Genomic DNA, 24,149 nt, shown 5'->3' with positions numbered 1-24,149 from the left:
TGCAGGGACGAAGATTCCGTGTTACCACCCTTATTGCGGTTTGAATGAAGACCACACAAAAAAAATACTTTTTTGAAAAAACCTTCAAATCCAAGTGTCCGCCACTCTTACAACCGATAACGAGGTCAAACGAAAAATCCTACTTTACTGTTCGAATTTTTTGCTCCGAGAGGATCCATCCATAAGATAAACCTGTCTTTTTTCACCGTCCAAAGACTCTCTGTGTGTTTACTTCCTTAGGGAACTGTTCTCATCAACGCAAAATCATTTATTTATACTATTATCTATTAAAATTGACAGGTAAAACACTTTGAAGCATATCATCCTCAAATTGTTTTTTCAAGGATAGATGTTTCATACCCGACATTTCAAACGGAGAATAGTATTCGAAACATATAATAGATTGTATCCAAAATTTCGGTATTTTGCAACTTTTTTTTGCAAGGATTTCAATTTAAGAACGAATCCCCAAATACACAAGATGTTTATACTATTACCTGTTGCATTGCCTCGTTATCTATATGAGTATGTTTCAACACAGGACTCGGATATGAAAGTGAAAAACAAAGAACGATAACTCTGCTCTCGAGAGCAGGCAAGGCTTGCGATCGATTGAAAAAGCGGACAGAGGAGCATCGCGTAGAAGAGGAGGGGGCACGCAGTGAATGACGAAGTTTGCTAAGCCGTTGCGAACGGATGAAACATATAAATCAGCTGTTTAAGCCTTAGAAAGTTCCGATGCTATGGTTCACGACTTGCTTTTCAGCTCCAAAAACATCCTCGTTCCGTTTACACTTTCATTTACTATCAATTCCGATTTATCTCCATACCTCCCATACACCTGACATTTTATACTACTATTCCTTTGAATAATGGATATCAACGATTTGCACTCCTATAGAAGAGAACACGAATTTTCGTGGTTGCAAAACAGATATAACCATACTTCTATCGAAGAATAGTATTAATTGGGTTTTAGTGTTATACTACTATTTCTTTGAGCTTTAGATATAAACGATCCGTGACCCATAGAAGATAAAACGATGTTTCGTCATCTAAAACAGATATATCCATACTTCTATCGACGAACAGTATTACCTGTTTGCAACAGTAACTTAAAATAAACCTGTTCTCAAATCCGCGCATTATATGTATTTTTAATATGTAAATAGCTCCATCCCGATTTTTATGCCAAGATAAGATCAAAAACAAGCGGGAAGGACAATAATAAGAAGGAGAATCTTTTTTCTCTTCCTCCCTTACTTGTCCTGTGCCTTCTTTACAACATTGGCGACAGCACTCAAAAACACCTTGATAGCCACCTCTTTTTTCTCATCCACTGTAAGAATGATGTAGTCATCGCCCTTTTCCTTAACTATGCCCGAAACTCCTCCCGAGGTCATGATCACATCTCCCGCGGCCAGTCCGTTAAGCATCCCTTCCCTTTGCTTCTTACTTTCTTCTTCTTTCGCCTTCTCAGCTTCCTCTTCCTTCTTTTTTTTGTTCTTTTTGGGCAGGTGTACAAACACATACCATCCTATAAGAAAGACTGCTACATAGGTAAAAAATACTTCCTCAAAAGACCTCATTGATTCTCACATCCCATCCGTACTGAAACCAAAAGAGCAACACCTTTGCTTTTATTACCCTTGGATCCTCCTTACCGAAGTCTTCCGTTTGCTTGCACAAAGACATATCCTACTGCTCCGTGATTAAGTCTTCGGAGTTGTTTGTATAATCAAACATCCGTCACTCCTTCGTGTGTGCACAGTGTAAACGTTTACGTCATTTTCTTTAAAAAACTGTCTTTTTTCCCTTTCTTCCATTCTTGGCTCTCGCACTTATACAAACAAATAACATGTTACAGCCTCACACAACCGAACAGCATTAAGCTTATTATAGAAATACCCGTTTTCTTATCAACGATCTTTCGCTTTTTGTTTATCTTCACAACCTCATCGGTACATCAACGCTTTCAACCTGAGCCGATCTTTCTTCGTTCGACCTACTGCTTGCTCGAACCTTCCTTTGCCATAGCCTTTTACAGATATCACACAGGGAGCCTCGATCTGCTTGGAGGGATTGGTCACTATCCGATAGTCCGCCTGCACCCTTTCGGAAGAAATGAGTTTTTGGGCATCGGAACGCGAGAGTTTAAACATTCCTGCAACGATCGCATCGAGACGCTGTGAACTTGCAACAAAGGTATGTTCCTTCAAGTCGGGCTTAGGGATACTTACCTCATCCCACATAACGTTTTTTACCTTTACACCTATGTTTGCAACCTTGTCCAGATTCAACCGAATATACTCCTCCATCGTCTTCAAACAGATGATATAGGTCGCATCTTCTCCGACAAAAATATCCCCTATCGCTTCTCTTCTGATTCCCAAAGATAAGATACTGCCGAGATAGTCACGATGGCTTACCTTGCGAAAATTAAAATTCCCTACTATTTTCAGACATGACAAAAAATCCTGACCCTCATCTTCTTCATAATCAGGATAAAGATAACCGATCTTTCGCTCCGCTTCCTCCACACCTCCGAGAAAACGGTAAGAGACAGAATTCAAACCCGCAAGAATACCTTCCGCCTGCTTTTGCTCATAAGGAGTCAAAAACTCCGTATGTAAAGCGCGGTAAGTGTGTTGAACTTTTTCAGCAAGATCCAAAATTCGAAACAACTTTTCTCTTAGCACTTCATCACTGATATGAGAAGTCCTTATGACTTTTTCTTCCCTTTTCATCTATTCTTCACAATCCTCAATCTTAAGCAAGGAAGAACAAGGCAAACAACACCCTTCTCAAACTGGAGACCAACAAAAGTCCCAACATGGGTGAAATGTCTATCATGCCCAAATTCATATACTTCGAGGTAAAAGTCTCGATAGGAGCCATAATAGGGTCGCTCAAACGATATATGAACTCCGTCAACTGATAATTACGCCTTGCAAAATCAGGAAAAAAACTGAGTAACACCCTTGCAAAAATACCGAAATACATAACTTTGAACAGGGTGTCTATAAGTTCATACACCAACATTACTTCCCTCTTTTCTTTCCTTTACTGCCATTTAAATATCCCTTTGCTCTCCAACGCTTTCTTCACTGTTCCGTCAATCTCCACGGAAGGAGGCGCAAAGATAAAAATACCTGTGGAAATCTTAGCTACACTTCCATTCATCGCATAAATCGCACCATTCAAAAAATGAAATATCGTACCGGATACAGCCGGATCCGTTATTTTTTCCAAGTTTACGACACAAGCTTTCTTTGCTTTCAAACTGTCTACGATGGCGGGGATCTCTTCATTGTATTGCGTAGGTTCATAAATGATAACCTTATGTTGTCCCGTTGTGGCTGAACCCGCCGTATTGATATTGACAACCTTATTCGAAGACGAAAACTTGGGAAGACTCACAGGCTCTTCAGGTGCTACATCAAACTCATCATAACCGCCATACTCGTATTCATCATCCGCACTAATTGAAAAATAGCCCTTCAATTTATCCGTGAACTTTTCTGCCATTGTCATTACCCCCGTCTAATAATTTCTTCTTCCAAATATACCTGTACCCACTCTAACTATGGTTGAACCTTCTTCTATGGCAATTTCATAGTCATTCGTCATACCTATGGAGAGATGGCTCATCTCCGAGTTTCCGAGGTTTAACGTTTTCGCTTCCTCAAACAACTGCTTCATATCCGTGAAATAACACCTGGTTTTCTCACTGTCTTCTTCAAACGGCGCCATACCCATCAACCCCCTTATCCGAATATTGGGATAAGATCTACAAATGTGCTCCACAAAGTCAAGAGCCTCTTCCTTGGTTTGACCATGTTTGGAGCCTTCCTGAGAGATATTGACCTGAACCAGACAATCCATACTTTTCGACCTCTCCCTCGCCCTCTTATCGATCTCCTTTGCCAAGGAGTCTCGATCAAGCGAGTGGATCATATGCACCTTGTCGATAATATATTTTACCTTATTGGTTTGTAGGGTTCCAATCAAATGCCATCGAATCTCTTTCGGGAACAACTCATATTTTTTTTGAATCTCCTGAACTCTATTCTCCCCAAAATCCAAAATTCCGGCTCGATAGGCCTGTATCATCTTCTCATGCTCGACGGTTTTAGTGACGGCAATCAATTTCACATCTTGATGATAGCGGCTCCGTTGCTTGGCTTCTTCCATTTTCTTTTTGATCTCTGCTATGTTTTTTTCAACAGACACTTATTTCACCCTCTGTCCCTGATACACACCGGAAGGATTCACTACGATCTCATCATAGAGATTCACTTCTTCTTCCTGCTTTTCTCCTGCAAAATGATATTTGCAGACAATGTACTTGTCATCCTGTGTTAACACGGGACTCAATTTCTTGAAGTTTGCAGTTCCCGCTTCGTCAACGATATAGACACCTTCTTCCCCTTCATCGTTCTTGACCAAAGCCGATCTGGGGATTTTCAAACCTTTTTCGTTATCGTATTCCACCCTTATTTTGTAACTTCTGTTCTCATAAAATCGGAAGGTCTCATCCTCTACACAGAACAATCCTAGGAACTTCCCGTCTCCTCCCTTGTGAAAGTCTTCCAGATATCCGATCAACTCATGCGAATCGACATAGATACGAACGGGCTGAAAAGAACGAATATGTTGGATGTCTTCCTTATCGACCTGACAGGCAAAGTAGTACTTGAAGTTATAGACTGTTTTTCCAATGGGATCCCCTTTAGAGACGCTTTTTTTCAAATCTGTTTTGTTCTTGTCCGAAACCTTTTCGATCTCCGATACCGTCAGCTTATTCCTGTTTTCAAAGGTGAAGACATCCTCGTATCCGTCACAGTAAGCCAAAACGACCCCGCTTTTGGGTGTCTTTATCCGGTAACTTGTACCTTTGAGTTGAGCAAGGACTCCTTCCTTCTCAAGCTTCAATTCTTCAAGAGATTTTTTCCCATCTCGTCCTGTCTCTCTCAAGAACTTCTTTTCTTCGTTGATCTTGAGGATCTCTTCTTTGAGAGAAGGAAGATACTCCTCTTCCTCCGCCAGTATCCTCTTTTGCAGATCTGCATACAAGACTTGAAGCTCCATGTTTTTTTTGTTGATTTCCGACTCGATATTAGCGGTATTGTCTTCACCGGAGTAATTCTGTATTTTATAATCGATCAACCTCAGTCTCCCGTGAAGTTCCTCCGTATCATATCCGCTCTTTATAACGGCCACATCCGTCCCCTTACGAATCCTGTCACCCTGATTGATGATATATTCCACAAACCCCTCATAGGAAGAGGTGATCACTGTTTCATCACGGATGATAACAGCCTTCTTTTCGGCTGCATTCAAAACCTGTCCTAATTCGACAATCTGTGTTCGAACTGAAATCAACCTAATCGAAACAAAGATGTTATAGACGAAAAAGGGAATGACGGCAAGAAACGCAAGTCTCCAACCGAACTGCGTCCTCAGTCTTCTCCTTCGACGTTTTTTTGTTCTTTTTTCCATGTGTCATATTCCTTTTGATTCCCCAACGCATATAGTTCATTTTGAAAAAAACTATACTTATGGTTTATTTTACATTCAATCTTTTAAAAAATCAATGTTTTTCCTCGAAACTGACACATACTTTTAATATAAGGTTTTTGTTTGGAACAACCTTACAATTCGAAATCGTTTTCTCGCCGATATGTTCCTTTTCTCAATATCTCTTATTTACATCTATAAAAATAATCTTACAGGGCTTGTCAAAAACCGCTTCCTTTTCTCCTTCTTCCACATAGATACAGTTTCCCTGAACCGCAATGACTTCCCTTCCTTCGTCATCCGTCATGATGACCCTCACATCTCCCTGTTCGGGCGGAAGATAGTAAAATCCCCTCTTCAACCGAAGGTTCCTCTGCACCTCCAGAACTTCTACGGTACCCTCCCAGCCTTCGGATAACATCAGGTTGAAATCTTGAATCCTTCCACTACTTCGGATAGGAAGACCGCCGTCAAAACAACAGGTTTGTAGAGGAGTCAAATGGACGTGTTCTCCTGCAATATCCAGATCCAGATCTCCCGTAATAGGAAGGATCCATCTCTGTATCCCCGGCAAAGCTGTAAATACGGAAGTTTCCTCATCGATATGTGCCGTACTGACCCTCCAGAAAAAATTGCGCTCCCCATAATCCGCATCTTCAGGATAAATATACAGTTGCGTTGTCGTCCCTCCCGACCACTTTGTTGTAATATAGTTCTTAGCTGATAACACTCTCAATTTTTCTCACACTCCACTCTAAAATAAAGCCATATTTGTCTTTTATATCGATCGCGCTCACTCCTGTGCATCGCTTCCAAAAGCAAAACAGCACGCCGTTACCCCTTATAAAAAGACAGTTGTACCTATATCTTGATTATTGTGCGTGCTCTTCTACATTCTCTTAACTTGTTTCAGGAAAGGACCCTACTTGAAGAAACATCAAAGAAACAACATTCAGATATGATACGGATACTTGTTTGAATGAATCGTCCTTTGATCATGGACTTGACCTGCAACCACCGTGTTTTTTAACACAAGAACGGAGAAGAAGAAAGTAAAAAACAAAAAATGATAACTTCTTTCTTAAAGAGTAAGCAGATCTTGTGATCGGCGTACAACCCCGAAGGGCGACACAGTGAATTACACAAGGCGGATAATCCGATCCAAATGAGTGACACATCATTGGAATTAAACTGTTTGAGAATTAAGAACTTCAGATGCTATGGTTCACGATTCAGGTTTGGATTCCAAGAATGTCCTCGTTCCATATTTTATACTATTGCCCAATAAAAATCCCATCCGAATAAGCGATATCCTCGCTAAAACAAGTATAGGTTTGATGAATTGCAACTCTATGCAACCCCGTAATTCAAACAGATAACAGTATTCTTTACAAAAAGCACAGCTTCCGATGTCTTTTATTTTAGTCCTATTCGTCCTTCTTATCAATAGAGACTCCCATTATTTTTGGTTTTTTCAAAGCAAGTTTCATTTTTTCTTCACTCCTGTCTGAAAACAAAAGAGAGGATATGGAAGTAAACAAACCTCTTCTTCCATATCCTCTTTCCAACTTCTCTATGCTCTTCTTAATTTTTTGCTCAATACGACCCAAAGCGGTCCCGCCACAAAGATGGAGGAGTAAGTTCCCACCGCAATACCGCAAAGTAGGGGCAGAGTAAATTCTTTGATGGAATCCACTCCCATAATATACAAAGCCAGTATCGCCACCAATGTGGTTACAGATGTGTTGATCGATCTTCTTATGGTTTCGTTGACCGACTTATTGACTACATGCTCCAAGTTGCTTCGTCTTCCGCCCAGATTCTCCCTTACCCTGTCAAAGACAACGATGGTATCGTTGATGGAGTAACCCACAACCGTCAGCATCGCTGCAACAAAGGGTGAGTTTACAGGTATCTTCAATAGGGTGTAGACTGCAAATACGACCAACACGTCATGCAACAGGGCGATAATCGCCGCCAAGCCGTAAGCGAGTTGGAAACGGAAGGAGATGTAAAGCATCATACACAAGGTTGCAATCGCAACGGATATAAGTGCCTTGTTCTTGATTTCCTGCCCAACCGAAGGCCCAAACTGAGAAGACTTGTAGAAGGCATCGTCTTGAAGACCGTACTTCTCTTTAAACTTGCCGAACAGTGCCTTACGCTCTTCATTCTCCAAGTCCTTTATCGTCTTGAGTTCAATAGAATCTTTGTTTTCTCCCAAGTAATTGATAGACATCTCCTTGTCCACCTCATCGGTAAGAGTTCGGATTTCTTTGGTTTCGACATATTTTCCAAGATTGATTCCCATCGTGGTTCCACCGGTAAAGTCGATTCCATAGTTCAATCCTGCAACAAGTCCGAACAGCAGTCCGATCACAATGAAAATCGCGGAGGCGGAGAAATAGATTTTTTTCTTTCCTACAATATCGATCTCTTTCTTTTCTTTCTCCTGCACTTTAACGCCGAAACTCTCCACACTTGTAATACGGAAGATGTTGACAATCGCTTTGAGCAATGCCTTCGTAATAAATACAGCTGTAATAATAGAAGCAATAATACCTATCATCAAAGTCAGTGCAAATCCCCTGATCGGACCTGTTCCAAAGTAGTAAAGAACCACACCGGCAATAAAGGTCGTGATCTGAGAATCGAGGATGGTGGACAAAGCCTTTGAAAATCCGTTTTCAATCGAAACTCGAATCGACTTACCCTTTTTCATCTCTTCTTTGATTCTCTCAAAGACAATGACATTGGCATCAACTGCCATACCGACGGAGAGGATCGCAGCTGCAATTCCCGGCAAGGTTAAGGTTGCACGCAGGGCAGCGTAGGTGTATATGACAATCAGCATATAGCAGAGCAAAGCAATGTCTGCCGCTACTCCCGGAATTCGATACATCACAAGCATAAACAGCATAACCAGAAGAATTCCTAACAGTGCTCCTCGGATACTGTACTGCAATGCTTTTTCTCCAAGCGTAGCTGTTGTTACAGAACTTTCGATCTCATTGAAGTTTACAGGCAACGCCCCTCCCCGAATCAAACTCGACAAAGTCGATGCGGACTCAAAGTCAAAGTTTCCGGTAATCTCGGCATTTCCGTTGGTAATCGGAGTTTGAACCGAAGGTGCGGAGATGATCTCTTCATCCAGAATGATGAAGATCTGTCCCTTGCTCGGTGCCAATTCGGTGGTTGCATCAGAAAACGCCTTGGTTCCCTCATCGTTAAACTGAAGAGTTACTACGGGAGTGTTGGTCTGAGAATTGATGACCACTTGAGAATCTACGACCTCTTTTCCTGTCAAAACAACGCTTCCGTCTTGCTTTACAAACTGAAGTTGTGCTGTTTTTCCGATCGATGCAATCGCCTCTTCGGCATTTTTTACCCCCGGAAGCTCAATGCGGATTCGCTTTTCACCTTCACGAGTGATGGAAGGCTCGGTAAGTCCCATCGCATCTACCCTTCTTCTAAACACCGCAATGGTCTGCTCCATAATACGGTTGAGCTCATCTCCGGATGCATCCGTATCCGCCTCATACACAACATAAAAACCTCCCTTTAAATCCAGACCCTGTCTGATTCTTGAAGGAACGTTCTTCACTTCAAATGTACCGGCCTTAAATCCGGTGATCCCGAGCACTCCGAAGCTTGCTATCAATAACAGTATCACCAACAAGACCGCTATGCTCTTATTCTTATTTTCTTTCATGGTCTCTTTTTCCTCCACTTATTTTATTTGATGTATAGTTTTGAAAGTTCAACGTAACGTTGGACACAACGTCTCATTTCCTGTTTTTCTTCTTCCGTTACTTCTCGAACGACTCTTGCCGGTCTTCCGAACGCGACCATTCCATCCGGAATAACCGTTCCCTGTGTAACGAGACTCCCGGCTCCTATAAGCGCACCCTCACCGATAACACATCCGCTCATCAAAATACTGCCGAGCCCGATCAAAGCTCCATCCTTAATGTGACATCCGTGGAGAATCGAGCCCTGCTCCACAACGACATCATTTCCGATCACGACGGGCGAACCTTCTGAAACGTGTATTGCACACTGCTCTTGAATACAGGTTCTTGCTCCGATAGTCACGGTATCAAAATCCCCTCTGATCGCCGCCTGAAACCATATGCTGCTGTCCTCTTCAATCGACACTCTGCCTACCACGTCCGAACCGTCCGCAATAAAACAATACGCGGACAAATCCGGATTTTCTTTACCATAGTTCAAAATCAAGTCTATCCCTCCCTTCAAAAAGCGTTCAAAACGGTTTGTCATCAACAAAAAATTCTCAAGGCGTATCATCTCTAACTCTATTATTATACCGAAACAATATGCAAAAATCAAATTTTTCCATACAAAACCATGAGACTTGTATCTGCCTGTATCATTTATCCTCATCGAGCAGATTCCGTAAGATAAAACTCTCCCTCTTTCTTGCAGTTCTGCCGTCTATTACATTGTCAGCCATAGCTCTCCCTTGATACGGGCCGTCACTCATACTTGTTCTTCAATAAAAGTGTAGCTATACCCGCCTCTTCACGCCTCGGTATTACGAAACAAAATCCTTCCATTCCACTTGAAAACACGGAACAAAAGGATTTCGCTCTACTTCTCGGTATTGACCTTACCTACTCCCCATTTTTCAAGAGTAATTCTGGTCTTATCGCTTCCCGTTTCAATGGTAACCGTATCTTCGGTTATCCTAATTATCTTACCTGTCATAGCTCCTATCGTAGTTACGTGGTCTCCCACCTTCAATCGACTTCTCATCTCCTGTATTTCCTTCTCCTTCTTCTTTTGAGGACGAATCAATAGGAAGTAAAACAAAATCAAAAATCCCACAGGAACTATAAATCCGCTTAATTGTTGAATCGGCATATCTTCACCTCCAGAAGTTTATCGATAGATTGATAATACATCATTTTGAGAAGAATTTCAAACCTTATTTTATACAATCGGAATTTTAACCCCTTAAACAATTGTATCACATAGGCAAACAAGTGTTTCAGGCAGTTCTATCAAAACATTGTTCAACGGCGAACCCCTGATTTTTCTTTGAATTTATAAACTGCGAGAACTCGCCGAACCGAGACGTTCAAAAGTTTCATCCTCCGTGGAAAGCGGATTTTATTCTGATGTTCGAATTGTGCGCCAACTCGTGATCTTTTCGCGAACGATATTCGATATTGGAGCGGATAACAACAATTGGAAAAACAAATTTCCGCCCCTTCTTCAATCCCATCTTAATTTGCCCCCGTCTCACTTATATAGCCTTCAACCGATTCTACCGCTTCCTTCCACCTGAAGTTTGCAGACATATGAAAGAGTTCGTGATCGAGATAGTAGACCCTTCCTGTTTTAACCGCACGGAAGTGCTTCCAGATATCGTTGCCGGCAAACTCTTCCTTAAACTGCTCAATGACCTCTTCAGGCATGGCATGCACTGTGCAGAAGATCATATCGGGATCCCTTGTGACGAGGTCTTCCGTATTTACGGTCAAAAACTCTTCCACATCGTCTCGATACAGATTATCTCCTCCCGCCATTTCAATCAAATTTCCCACATAAGACTTGTCGGTCGCAATAACATAAGATCCGGGAAGCCCCATAAGAATAAGCACCTTCGGGTGTACCTTGCCTTCCTGTTTCTCCTCCAGCTCCTTGAGCTTTGCATGATATTCCTCAACCAAAGCCGCAGACTCCTTCTGCCTTCCATACTTTTCGCCAAGCATTTCGACCGATCGGTACAATCCCTCCACGCTCGACAGATCCAAAAATGTATAGGGAACACCCACCTGCTCATATCTCGGTTTCAAATCAGGCTCCAAGGTTTTCGGGCTCAGGATATCCGTCGGCTCCAACTCCTTGATTGCTTCCATATCGGGATTCATCGGCATGCCGACCTGTACCACATCCTTATATCTCTCCGGAACGGTAAATATCATACTCTTTGCGATCCCGACCAAGTCAAGACCTAAGCTGTCCGCCACTTGCGAAGCCGCTACAGAGGTGGCAATGATCCTTGTTCCTTCACGTTTCTGTTTTGCTTCGACCTCCTGCGGGTGCTGATTCACACAGCCCGTTAACAGGACAGAGGCAATTGTTCCCACAATAACCAGGTTTGCCAATATCTTTTTCACCGAACTTCATCTCCTTTGTATTTCCTTCTTTACCTCGCCGATATGACGATATAAACCTTTTTCTTTACAATCCTTCCATTGCTTATTCCTATCTTGTATGTAGAAAAGAACTGTATCTTTCTCTTCAAAAGATACAGTTCCTTTGAACAATCTCAACGCATCCTTCTTATTTTATCTTCATCTTTGTAGCAACTTCCTGCTTTTTAAACTTGTCCTCTCCTTTTTTGGTTTCGTCTTCAAGACCTTTTGCAAAAAAGATAACATCTCGTCCCATCGGTTCCACATACATCTTTACCTTAATTTCGGGATAATCGCTGTTGACGGCAAACTTGTAGTCCTTGGTATGGTTCTTCTTATCCTCCGCCTTCTCCTTGAACTTGACCTCCTTATACTCTCCCTTTTTGTTCTTCACGAAAATATGAAGGTCTTTCGTGAAATGTTGAAGCCCCATGCGGATGGTCAAATACTTCTGCTTTTTGCTCTTGACATCCAGAAGGAAGTACTCTCCTAAAGCCGTCCGACACATCCCGTCTCCAATCGCTATCTGCGTTCCTCCGTCTTCGGTCTTCCCCGTAGCCGGATTAACATAACTCGTCTCATTCTTCATACTGTAGCTTCCCTTGTCTAAGGCAAACGATGCTGAAGAAAACAGGACTGCAAGCACAAGAAACGCCGATACCATTTTCATTGCTATCTTTTTCATCTTCCAAACCTCCTCTTCTTTCTCTGTTTTTTATAGAAATATCACATCAACATAGATCCCGGTTTATTCCGTGGATCCTGTTACCTGTTTAAATCGCCCGGTTATCCGTATGAGTTTTTTTAACACAAGATTCCGATAGGAAAGTGAAACATGTAGTATTCGTTCCATGTTTACCTTCCTTTATCGGAAACACTCTTTCACAAGGATCCCTCTTGTCTTCATGGTATTTCTGTCAGGTTTCACACTATCCTTCCTTTGAGTTATGGATATAAACAATCTGTGCCCCATAGAAGTTAAACCGATGTTTCGTGGATTGAAAAACAGACATATCCATACTTGTATTGGAGAATAGTATCAGTATGACAAATCCTCTCAAATACATTGAAATTTCAACAAAACAAAGAGTTAGCACTCTCTTGGATCAGACCTGTTTCCAACTTCATCTCTTTCCCCTTCGGACGAGATACCGCTTATTCTACTTCATCATCACATTGAGAGAAAGTTCCTTCGTCTTATTGTCCCAGGAAATATCTTCTCCCATTTTCATTCCCAAGGCCTTGGCGAGATTGCCAACAGAAAGATAAGTCCTCCCGTCCTTGACCATCGGAGCTACATCCGCAAGATAAATCTTGTCCCCTATCTTGATTTGACTGCTGTTTACAATCAACTCGACCTTTACCTGAGCGTTTTGCAGGATGACAGACTTCGATTTTTGATCCCACTTCACTTCAAATCCTAAGCTTTCCGCTACATATCGTAGAGGAACCATCGTCCTTCCCTTCTCAATAAAGATTTTTGCATCCATCGGGACTTCTTTAGGAACACCGTTGACTACCTTTGTCATGGTGGGCGAGTTCATCTTGAACTTCGTCTTGATGACCTTGACTTCCTCACGCGCCTCAACCTTCGGTTCCGGCAAACGCTCTTCTTGCTTGGGAGTCGGAATGCTCGGAGTGGCCTGTGGAGTCGAAGGCGGCAACGCCTTATCCCCTGCACCTGCGCCTGACGAACTTCCCCCGCCTGACGAACTTCCTCCTCCGGAAGAACTTCCTCCACCAGATGAACCTCCGCCGGGTTTCTTCACATACTCAACTCTAATCGTCGTCTCTTGCCCGATCTCGAAACTGTACTCGTTGTTTTGGAGCAAATGCTTACTCTCTACGCCATTGACGACAAAGGAGCTTACGACCTCGTCCGCCTTCGGCTCGACTTTGACCTTCACCATCTCTCCCTTGTTGAACACCTTCTTGTCCGGAAGTACCGTTATTCTCTCTCCTTCGAGTTTCAGCTCAAAGCTTTCTTCAACAGGTTTCTTGGCGTACTCAACTCTAATCGTCGTCTCTTGCCCGATCTCGAAACTGTACTCGTTGTTTTGGAGCAAATGCTTGCTCTCTACGCCATTGACGACAAAGGAGCTTACGACCTCGTCCGCCTTCGGCTCGACTTTGACCTTCACCATCTCTCCCTTGTTGAACACCTTCTTGTCCGGAAGTACCGTTATTCTCTCTCCTTCGAGTTTTAACTCAAAGCTTTCCTCCATTGGAGGATTTTCCTTCGGAATAAGTTCTCCCTTTTCGATCTTCATCCTTGCTGCCGGATTAGCTCCGTTCATTGCATCGTTATCCACACGGACATAATAGACCTCTTTGGTCGGAGTGTCCAACTCAACCATAATCTTGGAGTCGAAGAGGGTCTGTCTACCATCCATCCCTATATCATCCATCTTACTGATGCTGTAAACGGGATACTTGTCCGAATAGTCCAAAGCTTCTTTAAACATACTCAAATTAGTCAAGTGGCCACGAATCGAACCGAAGGTCAATGTTTTCAGGTCGATTACAAGATATGTCTTGTCTTCTTTTTCCACCAGCAGAGCCTTTTGTTCAAACACGTTGTTTGCCATAGAAGGCACATCTTCCCTATGCTTCAAAATTGTGATATTCGCTTTTCGCGTCGGATACTTGTATTTGGGGTCCTGTAACAACTTCTTGAGCTCCTGTGTTTTCCCGGGCAAACTTGCCGAAGCCGAGTTCTTGTACTCCTCCTCCAGTTCCTGTGCAAGCTTTATAAGTTTTTGAGCATAAGATTCTTCCAAAAGTCCGGTGAAGGCTTCCTGTCTGCTCAAATCGACCAAAGACTTTGCTCTCATCTTATCAAATTCACTGATGTTGCCTTCATCCGCCTTCAATTTCTCAAAGATTTTGTCCATTCTGTTGACAAAAGACATCAGGTTCCCTGCGACGGGCTTCTTCTTTTTCAACTCCTTTTTAGCTCCTTCAACCAAGTTTCTCAACTCGACTGCATCTAAGGATGTCCCATCCACAAACTTTTTCGCCTCTTCCAGTTTCTTATTCAACATATTCTTCGCTTCTTCAAGCTGCAAAGAATACTCTTTTTGTGCAATCACATAGTAGCCTTCCGCCTGTCCGATATTAATCGCCAGAACCTTCTTCACACGATCTTGCTTGGCGGAAATTTGGTTTAGCTTCCCGAAACGATACTCATATACAATGAGATCTTCCGGTTTTATTGCTCCGCTTTCGTCTTTCAACAACAGCCTTACCATGGGATATATCGAGCTCTTCCATCCATCTCTGTAAGCAAGTTCTGTCAGTTCTCCTCCTGCATTGACCAGACCTATCTTTGCAATGACGGGAGACTTTGCTCCGTCCTGTTCCACCATAGCTTCAATACTTTTGACAATCTCCTCTTCCTTAAGCTCGTTTACCTCCAACTTTGTTCCTCGATAAAACCCATAGTTGGAGTTGGTGTCAGCTCCAAGTTTCCAACTCGTATCTGCAATTCCCGCTCCCGCTTCAACTTCGTCAATGGTCTGTTCTTCAAAAGGAACTATAATGGTTTGTGTTTGTGTACTCTTTGTCCCGTCTAAACTGTATCCTTTAATTTTAACGATCAGATCGCCTCCGTCTTTAGAAAACGCCTGCATAGAAAGAGGTTCAATATTAAATCTGTAATATTTGTCCGGAAGATAGGGATCCTTGTTCGTAAAGTAAATATTCGCTTCTTCCGATTGGAAATTCGGTTCACTGCCGTCTACTGTAAACTTAATATGCCTTAATCCGTTAAGAGCAAACGAAGAACGATCAACATTGATCTCAACCGAATACCTTCCATCGTTGAGTTTAAACTTTTTACCATCCTTGGATGTGTAGGGGCTGTAAATCAACCCGTCTTTTTCAATATCGAAAGGCAGCTTCTCCTCCCCGCTTTGTTTGACCCTCATCGGCCCTTGTTCCACTGTAAGCAGTTTAAGCTCGTCGAGAGAGTCGCTCACCGACTTATCCGTATCTTCCCAACGAACAATCCCGAACTTTTCCCAAGTTGGCGCATCGGGAATATTCAAAGTGCTGAACTTTCCATAGAGATAGACCTTATCCTTCCCGTCTATCGGAATATCCGCCTGAGACAACTCGTACTCTCCGCCTATGATTCCGCTTTCAATGACCTTCATATCTTTAATTTCCGTTCTGTTGCTCTCCTCGGCCTCCTCATATGAATATTGAAGCACCTTCGAACCATCGTTATAACCTCGAGAATCCTTCTGAATGGAAAAATAGGTAAGTCTCAGATATAATTGATTTGACTTTCTTACAATGCTGGCATAATCATCCAACATCCTCCTGATTTGAGGCTCCGCAACTCCCCCGTCTTCAACCTTCAATTTTACATAGCGAACATGTTCCGCTTTTTCATTCGCAACCTCATCTTGTGAATTTTTGAATGCATCGATTTCTTCCTGAAGTATTTGGACCTCCTCTTGAACTTCTTGCGCTGTAGTTATCTGTGCCAAACGTTGTTCGGAACGAGCGATTGCTTCCTGAAGAAGTTGGAACGCTTCCGCCTTTTTCTTGCCTATTTGGATCTGCTTTGCCTCTTTTATCTTGTTTTCAAGGGGAGTTTTGTCCGCAGCCCTTAACTCCAGAGAATTCCAGTCAATCTTCAATCTCGCCTTCTTCGTTCCCGCACCCGGCATGATCCCTTCCATAATCGGAACATAGACTTGAACCGTAAACATCTCAGTACCCTCTTCCACAGGTACGATAAACTCCTTCGGATAACTCTTCCCTTTCATAAAATCATCCGTTCCCGAATCAGGGTCATTGAAGTTGTCCACTACATTATACTCGCTGATTTTCTTTGCCTCCGTGAAGGTCTCACTTCCATCTTGAGAATTTTTGTCAGCTATATTCAAAACCCCCAAAAATCCCTTCATCGAAAAAATATTCAAGGCCTTAAAGGTAATTCCCGCCTTATATCCCTTATTTGTCTTAAAAATTCTCACAGGTTTTACGATAGCGCCGTCTGCCATCGATTTTTTTCCGCTTTGATACTCATAGTATTCCAAAACCTCAACCGAAACCGTTCCCTCCTGAAGAATGACCTCTTGGGAATCTTCTTCCTTCAGCTTTTGTTCAAATTCTTCCCTCGTCATATACTGACTGTCTTGATAGGCAGTAAGCGAAATCAGAAATGTCTTATAATCCGACTTCAATTTTTGCAGTTCGGAAGAATTCTTAACCAAGGAAGCCTCTGCAAACTCAATATCCTTTTGTAAGAGGTCATAGGCTCCGGGAAACCTGTTGCCGTCATCCTGTATCACCTTAGCCTCTTCTATCTTCCGGGCAAACTCCCTGTTGAGAGCTGCAAGCTCATCTTCCTGAGCGGTCGGCATTACCGTTTCTGTCATCATCTCTTCCGGCTGCGGCGTACTCAACTCTTGTATCTCACTTTGTTTCTTGCTCTCATCTTCCGGTTTCAACAAAGGATCTGCGCCCTCTCCTTCCGTGATAGCCTTAGAACCTTCGTTTACTTGAGGCAATTGCGCTTGTCCTGTCTCCTGTAGGGACTGCTCCTGCAAAACCTTATCCGAACCGGGTGTCTCCTGTGCACCCTGTGCAAAAACTCCGGTATTCATCCCCATTATCATAGCCGTACTCAGGGCTACGGAGATATAACCGTTGATCTTCTTCCTTGTGTTTTTCTTCATTGATGATTTCTTCTCCTTCTGTCCTTTTCTATTCGATTTCCTTCGGCGACATCACAAGCCTCCGAAGCAAAGTCTTCCGTTACAGACTCGTATCCGGTGACAGATCCGCTCCTCTTCGGCAATGGATCCGCGACCGAATACGGCTTTGTAACTTACTGTCTGTCTTTATCTTTCCCAATTTCTTCTCATCATTCGTGCTGTCAGGCAAGAACTGACCGTAAAAACAACATCACTGCAAAACACCTTATCGCAAACAGCTGAAAAGGCGATCGTGATATCACCTGCCTGATACGGAGCCCGTATCGAAAGAGGAAGAAGAGAAGGGCTTTAAATCCGCCTCTTCCCTTCCTTTGTCTCTTTCTGACTAAATTCTCTTCCTTATTTCTACGACCTGTTTCCTACTTCGGAAGTTCTCCGCTGTACTTCTCAATCTTGCTCCAGTCGAGTTTCATCGCCGCATCCGGGGAACCTACTCCTCCGATCGCCGTCATCGCATCGACTTCCACCTTGATGTATACAAACTCCGCCCTTCTTTCGATCGGGAATTTGATCGTCTTGGGAAATTCTTTGATGTCATCGCTCTCAAAAGCCGTTTCCTTGTAGGTGTTGAGTACTTCTACCGCCTTGCTCAGGTCTTTCTTTTCTTCCAAACTTCTGTAATACTCTTCTACACTCGGATAATACCACGCCTGTCTCAAATGTCCCTTCTTGTCTCCGAAGGCTTTGATGACCATCCCTCTCATTGTCAGATACAGAAAGGTTTTGTCCCCCTGTACTTCAATGAGGACTTTGTGGTCAATCGCATTGTTCGACATGGAATGATCCTTGGGTCTTGTTCTTCCGACTGCCTTCATCATTTCTGCCGGCACTTGATAAAACCCGTCTTCCAACTCCGTTTTCTGCTCCTTCTTTTTGCCCGCCTCTTCTTTTTTGAGTTCGGGCGCGGGATTCGGTGTAAGGTTTATTGCAATGTCGTTGGTCGCGGAAACGATGTTCCAATATGCCCAGTGGCTCTCAGAGACATCTTGGAAGTTCTTGGAAACTCCCTTGAGTTCCTCCGCACTTACGGGTCTTTGTGTAAAGGCGTTCGTCATGGTGACGGCTTCGGCTCTGGTGATGTTGGCATCGGGGCGGAAGGTGGTGTCTTCATATCCTTTGACATAGCCGTTGCTCAATGCGGTTTTGATCATTGCGTAAGCCCAGTGGTTTTGTTTGAGGTCTTTGAATTCTCGAACTTCAAGACTTCCTTCTCTTACTTGAAGAGCTTTGACCGCCATGGCGATGAATTCCGCCCTGCTGACGGCTTGGTCGGGTTTGAAGAGGTTGCCTCGGTAACCTTTGAGGATGCCTTTTTCTGCCATGAGGTTGAGTGCTTTGGCATACCATGCTCCCGCTTGGGTGTCGGCAAATTTGCTCGCCGTGTCGGCGCCCGAGAGTTCTTCTTCTCCAAAGACGGCTTTTGCAAGTAGGTAGGCCGCTTCGGCTCTGGTGATCTTGGCATCGGGTTTGAAGGTGTTGTCTTCGTATCCGCTTACATAGGCGCGGTAGACTTTGTTCTTCGCTCGGATCGCTATCGGTTCGGCTTGTTCCACTTGGGCAAGGACGTAGGTACTGAAGTGCTCTACCGCAGCTTCATACATCCCTGCATTGACTTTTCCTTGGAGGAGTTCGAGTTCTCCCTTATCTCCCACGTGCAGGAGGGCAAGTTTTTCCGCGTCGAAGTCTTTGGGGATGGGCAGTTTAAGAAGGACTTGTTTGCCGTCTTTGAGTTCGTAGTTCTCTTCTCCTTTTTTGAGGTTGATGTCATAGGCGACGAATTTGCTTACCCTTGCTCCCTTCCACTGTCCTTTGTTTGCTCCTTTTACGCTTCCTTCTTCAAGTTTTTGAGCGAATTTGTTCAAGGTTTGTTGCAGGTTTTGGTAGGCTTTGTCGTTTGCCGTGAGCTGTTTGGCCTGCATTTTGACTCCTTCTTCCAAGCTTTCGCTTCCCAATACTTGAATTTGGATGCCGGTTTTGTCGGTCTCACTGTCGTAGGAGCCGATGCTTCCCCCGGCGGAGGTGTCTTTTACCGCATCCCAGTTGAGTCTTAAGATGGCGTTTTGGATCCCCATTCCTTCCTGTCCCATTTCTTTTCCGATTTGGGTCATAGCGTCTACGTTGACTTTGACGTAGATCTCTTTTTCTCTAAGGCTGCCTCTGGTGAATTGGTAGATCCTCGGGAAGGTGTGGGTGTTGCCGTCCAGTCCGATGTCTTCCATGGTTTCGATCAAGGTCGCCTTTTTCGCGCTATTCATGTCGGAGGAGGATGCCTGATCGTCGTAGACGAAGAATTGGGTGAGGTGTCCGTAGAATTCTTTTCCTCCGAAGGGCATTTTCAGCCCCTTAAATGTAATACGATAGGTTGCCTTTCCGTCTTTTTCGACGACGGTGGCCATGCCTTCCATCGCTTCATTTCCCATGGAGGGTTGGTCCTGGTAGTAGTGCCACAGGGTGACGGGCACTTCGTAGCGTTTGCCTTGGGGCAGTTCTTCTCCCGTCGCTTCGGTGTCTACATCGTAACCGTAGCTTCCTCCGCCGGGCGGTGTCGGTTTGTTATCCTCAAACCCTATTTCTTTTAAGAGCGCTTCCAAACTCTCGCACATTTCTTCTTTTTGCTCGTTTGTCGCAGACGGATTCACCGCAAGGTTTTGAGCTGCTTCGAGCATTTTTTTCAGAGCTTCTGTTTTATCCGCCGGATAACTTCCCTTTATCGCTTTGGTCGTCTTTTCGATCAAAGAGTTCAGACGTTTGTCCAATTCGCCCTCAGTCTGATCTTGCTTCATCTCATCTTCCCATACGATCTCACTTGCGTCGTTGAGCTTTGTTATTTGGTTGTAGTCGATGGCAAAGACGGCATCTTTGAGATCCTTCGGATCGTTGCTGTAAGGCTTTCCGCTGAAGATAAGATTCATCGCATCCACGGATACCGATACATAACGCCTCGGAGACTCCGTAAATTTCTCGATCGGAATATCCACGATCGTCAGGAAATCATAGGGTTTCATGTCCAGACCGATCCCGTTCTTTTTCTCCACGGGGATGATGTGGTGACGCTCTCCGAGAAGGGATACTTCCTTAGGTTTCACAATCTCCTGTTCGGGATTGTAGTACCATGCATCGATCAAATGTCCCCACATCCCCAATACATAGAGAGGGACAAACTGCACTCTCAGCCTTTGTTTTCCGTTTTCCACAAAGAGATAACCCGTTTTGCCTATCGCCGCGTTTCCCATGGAAGGCTGTCCCTCGTCTCCGAAATTGCGAAGCTGGACCGGCACCTTATAGATCCCGTCTTCCAAGTCATCGGGCTGCTTCGCAAACTCGTCCACCTCGGGCAGAGAGTTGATTGCGGACTGCAGGGTATCGATGGCCTGCTGTAATTCCTCCGCAGTCGCTTCGGGATTGGAATATGCTCCCTCCTCTATTTGTTTTACTACGGGATCAAACATATATTGCAGGTAAGCCACATTCTTAAAACCTCTTACCTTATTGCCCTTACTATCTTCGATCAGTGTCTTGAGTTTCTCTCTCAAAGTTTTGGCATCCCCGTACTCCTGCTCCTTTGCCTTCAGTCTCAGGATCGCCTCCTGCAAACTCTCGAGCTCCTTGAGCAATCTCTCCTGCGTGACCGCTTCATCCTTCAGAGTCGACTGCAAGACAGCCGTTTTGTCCTTGATCTTCTGTCTGCTCTCCTCTTCCAAAACTTCCTGCGGAAGATTCTTGGCATAGCTCACGGTCTCCTTCGCCTTCTTCTTCAACTCCTCCAAAGAAAGCACGCTGTTGTCGGAGCCTTTTTCTACAACGATATAATGGCGAACAATCTTTTCAACCGCGGGATCGACCCCCTGTCCCTGTTCATCTTCGGGGATCACCGAGAACATCAGACTCTTTATCCCGAAGACGTCCTGCACATTGAAACCTTGAGGATACTCGAGCTTTTCGATGCTTCCGTCATCCTTTATCTCGTAGGCTTCCAACTTATCTTCCGACAGTTCCAATAAGGACAGATCTCCCTGCCTCAGGTTCTTTAATGTAAAAAACAACTGTCTTGACGATTTGTTCAATGGCTTCAAAACATAACCTTCCGGATTGGTCACCTCCAAGGTTATGGGGAGGAAGCGCGACTCCGACCTCGAGTTGCAGAACTCCCTCGCAACCTCATAGATCCTGCCCTCGGTCTCCTGCCTCAGAGCGATCTTGCTGTCATAGTAGATATCCGCTTTTATTCCGTCCTTGAGATTTGCCACCACCGTTCTGCAGCCCAATAGACGGGATTGACTGAGATCATGTTCCGGAAACTTCTCCAACTCAAACTCCTGCGTTACCGTATCGGAGGCCTCCAACCCCGGGGCAAAGGCCTTGAGCTTGAGGACATGGCGCCCCCCCTTCTTCCAATCATAGGGCAGTCTTTCGGGAGCGTTTTGAACATCACTTGCATCTTTAGTATAAGTGATATTCGTGCTATAATTTATCTTCTCAGACAGCGTCTCCGATGGAGGTTGATTTCGTCTTATCTTGGGAGACTCCGCCGTCGGCTCCGTTCCGTCCAAGGTATAGCGAATATCGATCGATTGACAAAACGGCTCTTCATTCATATCGGGAGAATAGACCTGGATTTCGAGATTATTCCCATAGCCCTGTTGGTAGATGTCGCCGCCTTCCAGTTTTGCCGTATTGATAAAACTTCCGGTACTGCTTATGGCGACGGGGGCGGAAAGTTTGTTCCTTTGTGTCCCCTCCTTCTCCCCCGACTTGGTTAGTCTCCATACGGTATCGGAGGAAGCCGGGTAACCATTCTCCTGCCCCTTGCTTTTACAACGCAGATGCAGCTGTCGGGGCAGATCTCCCTCCGCCATCGGAATCTCCACCTTGCAGACTTCATGGCGATAGTAGGCATAGTCCCCGCTCCCCTTGTCGTAAGGACGATCCAATGCGATCGCCGTCCCCGTTGTAAGGGGTGCTCCCTCGGGATCGGGCTCCACCCATTCATACGTATAATCTCTCTCATATACGTTCCCCGCCGAGACGGGCTGTTGCTCATAGATCGACTTGGGCAGATAACAATAGGCTCTCCTATCCCCGTCCTTTTCTTCCACATAGACTTTGAAATAAGGATTTCTGTTATAGCCCTCCCCTACCTTATTCCATCTGTTTTCAGAAGAATACCACTTTTCGATCGAATACCCTACAACCTTCACCTCTTCCGCCTGTAGCGACAGATCTCCCTTCTCCTCAAGGAAGTTCTCCGTTTCAAAAGATGTATGTAAGCCCTCTTCAACACTCCTTGCGGATATCAAGACCTCCTCCATAGGCTCGGTTACTCCCTCTGCATACACCCTCCTGATCGGAAGTCCCCATACTCCGGACAGCATCGTCCATATCAGGAGGAAGGCGATGCTTCTTCTCCATCTTCGATTCATGTTCTCATTCCTTTCTTCTCTCTTATCTGTAAATAACCCTATATGTTTTTTATGACCCTTGCCGAACATCTTCGGCCCTCGAGGTCTCTCAACGCACAAAAAACAGAGGGATAGAGGGAGGTCTTCCCTCTATCCGACTCTGTATAAACATCTCTTATCGGATCGGTGTAAACTTAAGGTATACCGTTTTTTTGGGATGGATTACGCCCACCGAAAAACGAAACTCAGCCTTATAAGCACTGTTCGTTGGAATTTCTTGAGGTACGTTGTCAAATATAAACACCCTCGGGTCCGAAGAGCTATTTTCAATTCTTCCTTGTCCCACATTATCGATCTTCAAACTTTCAATCTCTCCCTTTATCCAGGAAAACGGTGGAGGTCCGGAGATTTTTTTGTGCGTAATAACCTTGAACGTCGAGCCGTCTTTTTCCGCCCTGATAAAAGCCTCCTGTGCGTGAGCGGATGCCAGTTGGGTGCACTCCTCATTTTTATACACTGTTATCTTATACCTCTGTCCCGTTGCAAAGGCTTGAGAGCTAAGGCTTCCCAAGACGAGTACCAATGTCAATAGTACCGATAGCTTTTTTAAGATGTTTTTCATTTGTCTCCTCCTTTTCATTATATGCTGCCCGAAATCCGCCCCGGTCCCTTCAAAGATCAAATCGTAGAACCGAAACAAAGAACACGGCCCGTAAGAAAGCAGCCCTATCGTCAACATTGCATCAGCTCTTATAAAGATCCTCAAAAACTTCCAAAGCGATCCGGACTAATACCTAATATGCGATAATAACTACCTCTCTTTCGACAAGGAAAAACGAACAAAACAACGCAGGTCTGCAGATCCACCACCTTGTTTTCGACTCTTGCGACCCGTCTCGACACAGGCCTCCTCAAGTCCTCCGTCTTCCTATTTCACTCGATCCGAACAACAGGAGATCTTCCATATGGTTTCATGCAATCTTATTCCTCCGTATTCGGAAATCGCAATAAGTAATACTGATAATTATTATCGTTATTATTGTATAATATTTATCATCTGTATTCAAGGATTTTTTTAAAAAATATTTTTTTGTACTTATATTCTCCTTTATTTCCAAAGCTTATAAGTATATAATTTTTTTCGCGTATATTATTGAACAGTTTTCTCCAAACGGAATATCCTTCTACCACGACAAATTTGTATCAAATTTTTGCAATAAAAAAACTCCATAAGTAGTTTTGGTTATTTGCCTTGTCTACTTATGGAGTATCCTATCGATCCTTTCCGATCGTCTAATACCATTATCCAATAGATGTATTGATATATCTATTTT

16 protein-coding genes and 1 other annotated feature are annotated in these 24,149 nt (G+C 44.0%); all 16 genes read right to left on the bottom strand.

Annotation, left to right across the window (positions count from 1 at the left end):
* Positions 1-266, bottom strand: a binding site (T-box leader).
* Positions 267-1,259: 993 nt separating this feature from the next.
* Complete coding sequence (locus ACFO4R_RS07250; RefSeq protein ID WP_379788403.1) at positions 1,260-1,589, bottom strand: preprotein translocase subunit YajC; 330 nt, start codon at positions 1,587-1,589, stop codon at positions 1,260-1,262.
* A gap of 366 nt (positions 1,590-1,955) precedes the next feature.
* Entirely contained in the window at positions 1,956-2,747 is a 792-nt protein-coding gene (locus tag ACFO4R_RS07245) for a YlmH family RNA-binding protein (RefSeq protein WP_379788402.1), read from the bottom strand.
* A 22-nt stretch (positions 2,748-2,769) separates the two neighbouring features.
* Positions 2,770-3,042 carry a YggT family protein gene (locus ACFO4R_RS07240; RefSeq protein WP_379788401.1) on the bottom strand — a complete coding sequence of 91 codons (273 nt, stop codon included), beginning with the start codon at positions 3,040-3,042 and terminating at the stop codon, positions 2,770-2,772.
* A 21-nt stretch (positions 3,043-3,063) separates the two neighbouring features.
* Positions 3,064-3,528 (bottom strand): cell division protein SepF, encoded by a 465-nt coding sequence (locus ACFO4R_RS07235; protein ID WP_379788399.1) that lies wholly within the window; start codon positions 3,526-3,528, stop codon positions 3,064-3,066.
* Positions 3,529-3,543: 15 nt separating this feature from the next.
* Complete coding sequence (locus ACFO4R_RS07230) at positions 3,544-4,233, bottom strand: YggS family pyridoxal phosphate-dependent enzyme (RefSeq protein WP_379788398.1); 690 nt, start codon at positions 4,231-4,233, stop codon at positions 3,544-3,546.
* Positions 4,234-5,502 (bottom strand): biotin/lipoyl attachment domain-containing protein, encoded by a 1,269-nt coding sequence (locus ACFO4R_RS07225; RefSeq protein ID WP_379788397.1) that lies wholly within the window; start codon positions 5,500-5,502, stop codon positions 4,234-4,236.
* Positions 5,503-5,695: 193 nt separating this feature from the next.
* Positions 5,696-6,250: a HutD/Ves family protein gene (locus ACFO4R_RS07220; RefSeq protein ID WP_379788472.1), complete on the bottom strand. Its 555-nt coding sequence runs from the start codon at positions 6,248-6,250 to the stop codon at positions 5,696-5,698.
* A gap of 697 nt (positions 6,251-6,947) precedes the next feature.
* The gene (locus tag ACFO4R_RS07215) at positions 6,948-7,088 is read right to left on the bottom strand and encodes a hypothetical protein (RefSeq protein ID WP_379788396.1); all 141 of its coding nucleotides are present in this window, start codon (positions 7,086-7,088) and stop codon (positions 6,948-6,950) included.
* A 5-nt stretch (positions 7,089-7,093) separates the two neighbouring features.
* Positions 7,094-9,232, bottom strand: coding sequence for a protein translocase subunit SecD (gene secD, locus ACFO4R_RS07210; RefSeq protein WP_379788395.1), 2,139 nt, complete (start codon positions 9,230-9,232; stop codon positions 7,094-7,096).
* 23 nt (positions 9,233-9,255) lie between these two features.
* Positions 9,256-9,759: a gamma carbonic anhydrase family protein gene (locus ACFO4R_RS07205; RefSeq protein WP_379788394.1), complete on the bottom strand. Its 504-nt coding sequence runs from the start codon at positions 9,757-9,759 to the stop codon at positions 9,256-9,258.
* Positions 9,760-10,131: 372 nt separating this feature from the next.
* Entirely contained in the window at positions 10,132-10,404 is a 273-nt protein-coding gene (gene yajC, locus ACFO4R_RS07200) for a preprotein translocase subunit YajC (RefSeq protein WP_379788393.1), read from the bottom strand.
* Between the two features lie 365 nt (positions 10,405-10,769).
* Positions 10,770-11,666: a heme ABC transporter substrate-binding protein IsdE gene (gene isdE, locus ACFO4R_RS07195; protein WP_379788392.1), complete on the bottom strand. Its 897-nt coding sequence runs from the start codon at positions 11,664-11,666 to the stop codon at positions 10,770-10,772.
* A 166-nt stretch (positions 11,667-11,832) separates the two neighbouring features.
* Positions 11,833-12,369, bottom strand: coding sequence for a heme-binding Shp domain-containing protein (locus ACFO4R_RS07190; protein WP_379788391.1), 537 nt, complete (start codon positions 12,367-12,369; stop codon positions 11,833-11,835).
* A 475-nt stretch (positions 12,370-12,844) separates the two neighbouring features.
* Positions 12,845-17,377 carry a stalk domain-containing protein gene (locus ACFO4R_RS07185; protein ID WP_379788390.1) on the bottom strand — a complete coding sequence of 1,511 codons (4,533 nt, stop codon included), beginning with the start codon at positions 17,375-17,377 and terminating at the stop codon, positions 12,845-12,847.
* 398 nt (positions 17,378-17,775) lie between these two features.
* A complete protein-coding gene (locus ACFO4R_RS07180) occupies positions 17,776-22,836 on the bottom strand; it encodes an S-layer homology domain-containing protein (RefSeq protein ID WP_379788389.1) in 5,061 nt (1,686 codons plus the stop codon).
* Between the two features lie 154 nt (positions 22,837-22,990).
* Positions 22,991-23,437, bottom strand: coding sequence for a hypothetical protein (locus ACFO4R_RS07175; RefSeq protein ID WP_379788388.1), 447 nt, complete (start codon positions 23,435-23,437; stop codon positions 22,991-22,993).
* Positions 23,438-24,149 lie beyond the last annotated feature (712 nt).

Origin of the sequence: Filifactor villosus (genome assembly GCF_042652965.1) — a bacterium.
Lineage (GTDB): Bacteria > Bacillota > Clostridia > Peptostreptococcales > Filifactoraceae > Filifactor > Filifactor villosus.
This window is presented reverse-complemented; position numbering and strand designations above follow the sequence as displayed.

Bases quoted from the DNA above. Each gene is read 5' to 3' on its own strand.
- ACFO4R_RS07250 (WP_379788403.1), bottom strand. From the start codon at position 1,589: ATGAGGTCTTTTGAGGAAGTATTTTTTACCTATGTAGCAGTCTTTCTT.
- ACFO4R_RS07245 (WP_379788402.1), bottom strand. From the start codon at position 2,747: ATGAAAAGGGAAGAAAAAGTCATAAGGACTTCTCATATCAGTGATGAA.
- ACFO4R_RS07240 (WP_379788401.1), bottom strand. From the start codon at position 3,042: ATGTTGGTGTATGAACTTATAGACACCCTGTTCAAAGTTATGTATTTC.
- ACFO4R_RS07235 (WP_379788399.1), bottom strand. From the start codon at position 3,528: ATGGCAGAAAAGTTCACGGATAAATTGAAGGGCTATTTTTCAATTAGT.
- ACFO4R_RS07225 (WP_379788397.1), bottom strand. From the start codon at position 5,502: ATGGAAAAAAGAACAAAAAAACGTCGAAGGAGAAGACTGAGGACGCAG.
- secD (WP_379788395.1), bottom strand. From the start codon at position 9,232: ATGAAAGAAAATAAGAATAAGAGCATAGCGGTCTTGTTGGTGATACTG.
- yajC (WP_379788393.1), bottom strand. From the start codon at position 10,404: ATGCCGATTCAACAATTAAGCGGATTTATAGTTCCTGTGGGATTTTTG.
- ACFO4R_RS07190 (WP_379788391.1), bottom strand. From the start codon at position 12,369: ATGAAAAAGATAGCAATGAAAATGGTATCGGCGTTTCTTGTGCTTGCA.
- ACFO4R_RS07185 (WP_379788390.1), bottom strand. From the start codon at position 17,377: ATGAAGAAAAACACAAGGAAGAAGATCAACGGTTATATCTCCGTAGCC.
- ACFO4R_RS07180 (WP_379788389.1), bottom strand. From the start codon at position 22,836: ATGAATCGAAGATGGAGAAGAAGCATCGCCTTCCTCCTGATATGGACG.
- ACFO4R_RS07175 (WP_379788388.1), bottom strand. From the start codon at position 23,437: ATGAAAAACATCTTAAAAAAGCTATCGGTACTATTGACATTGGTACTC.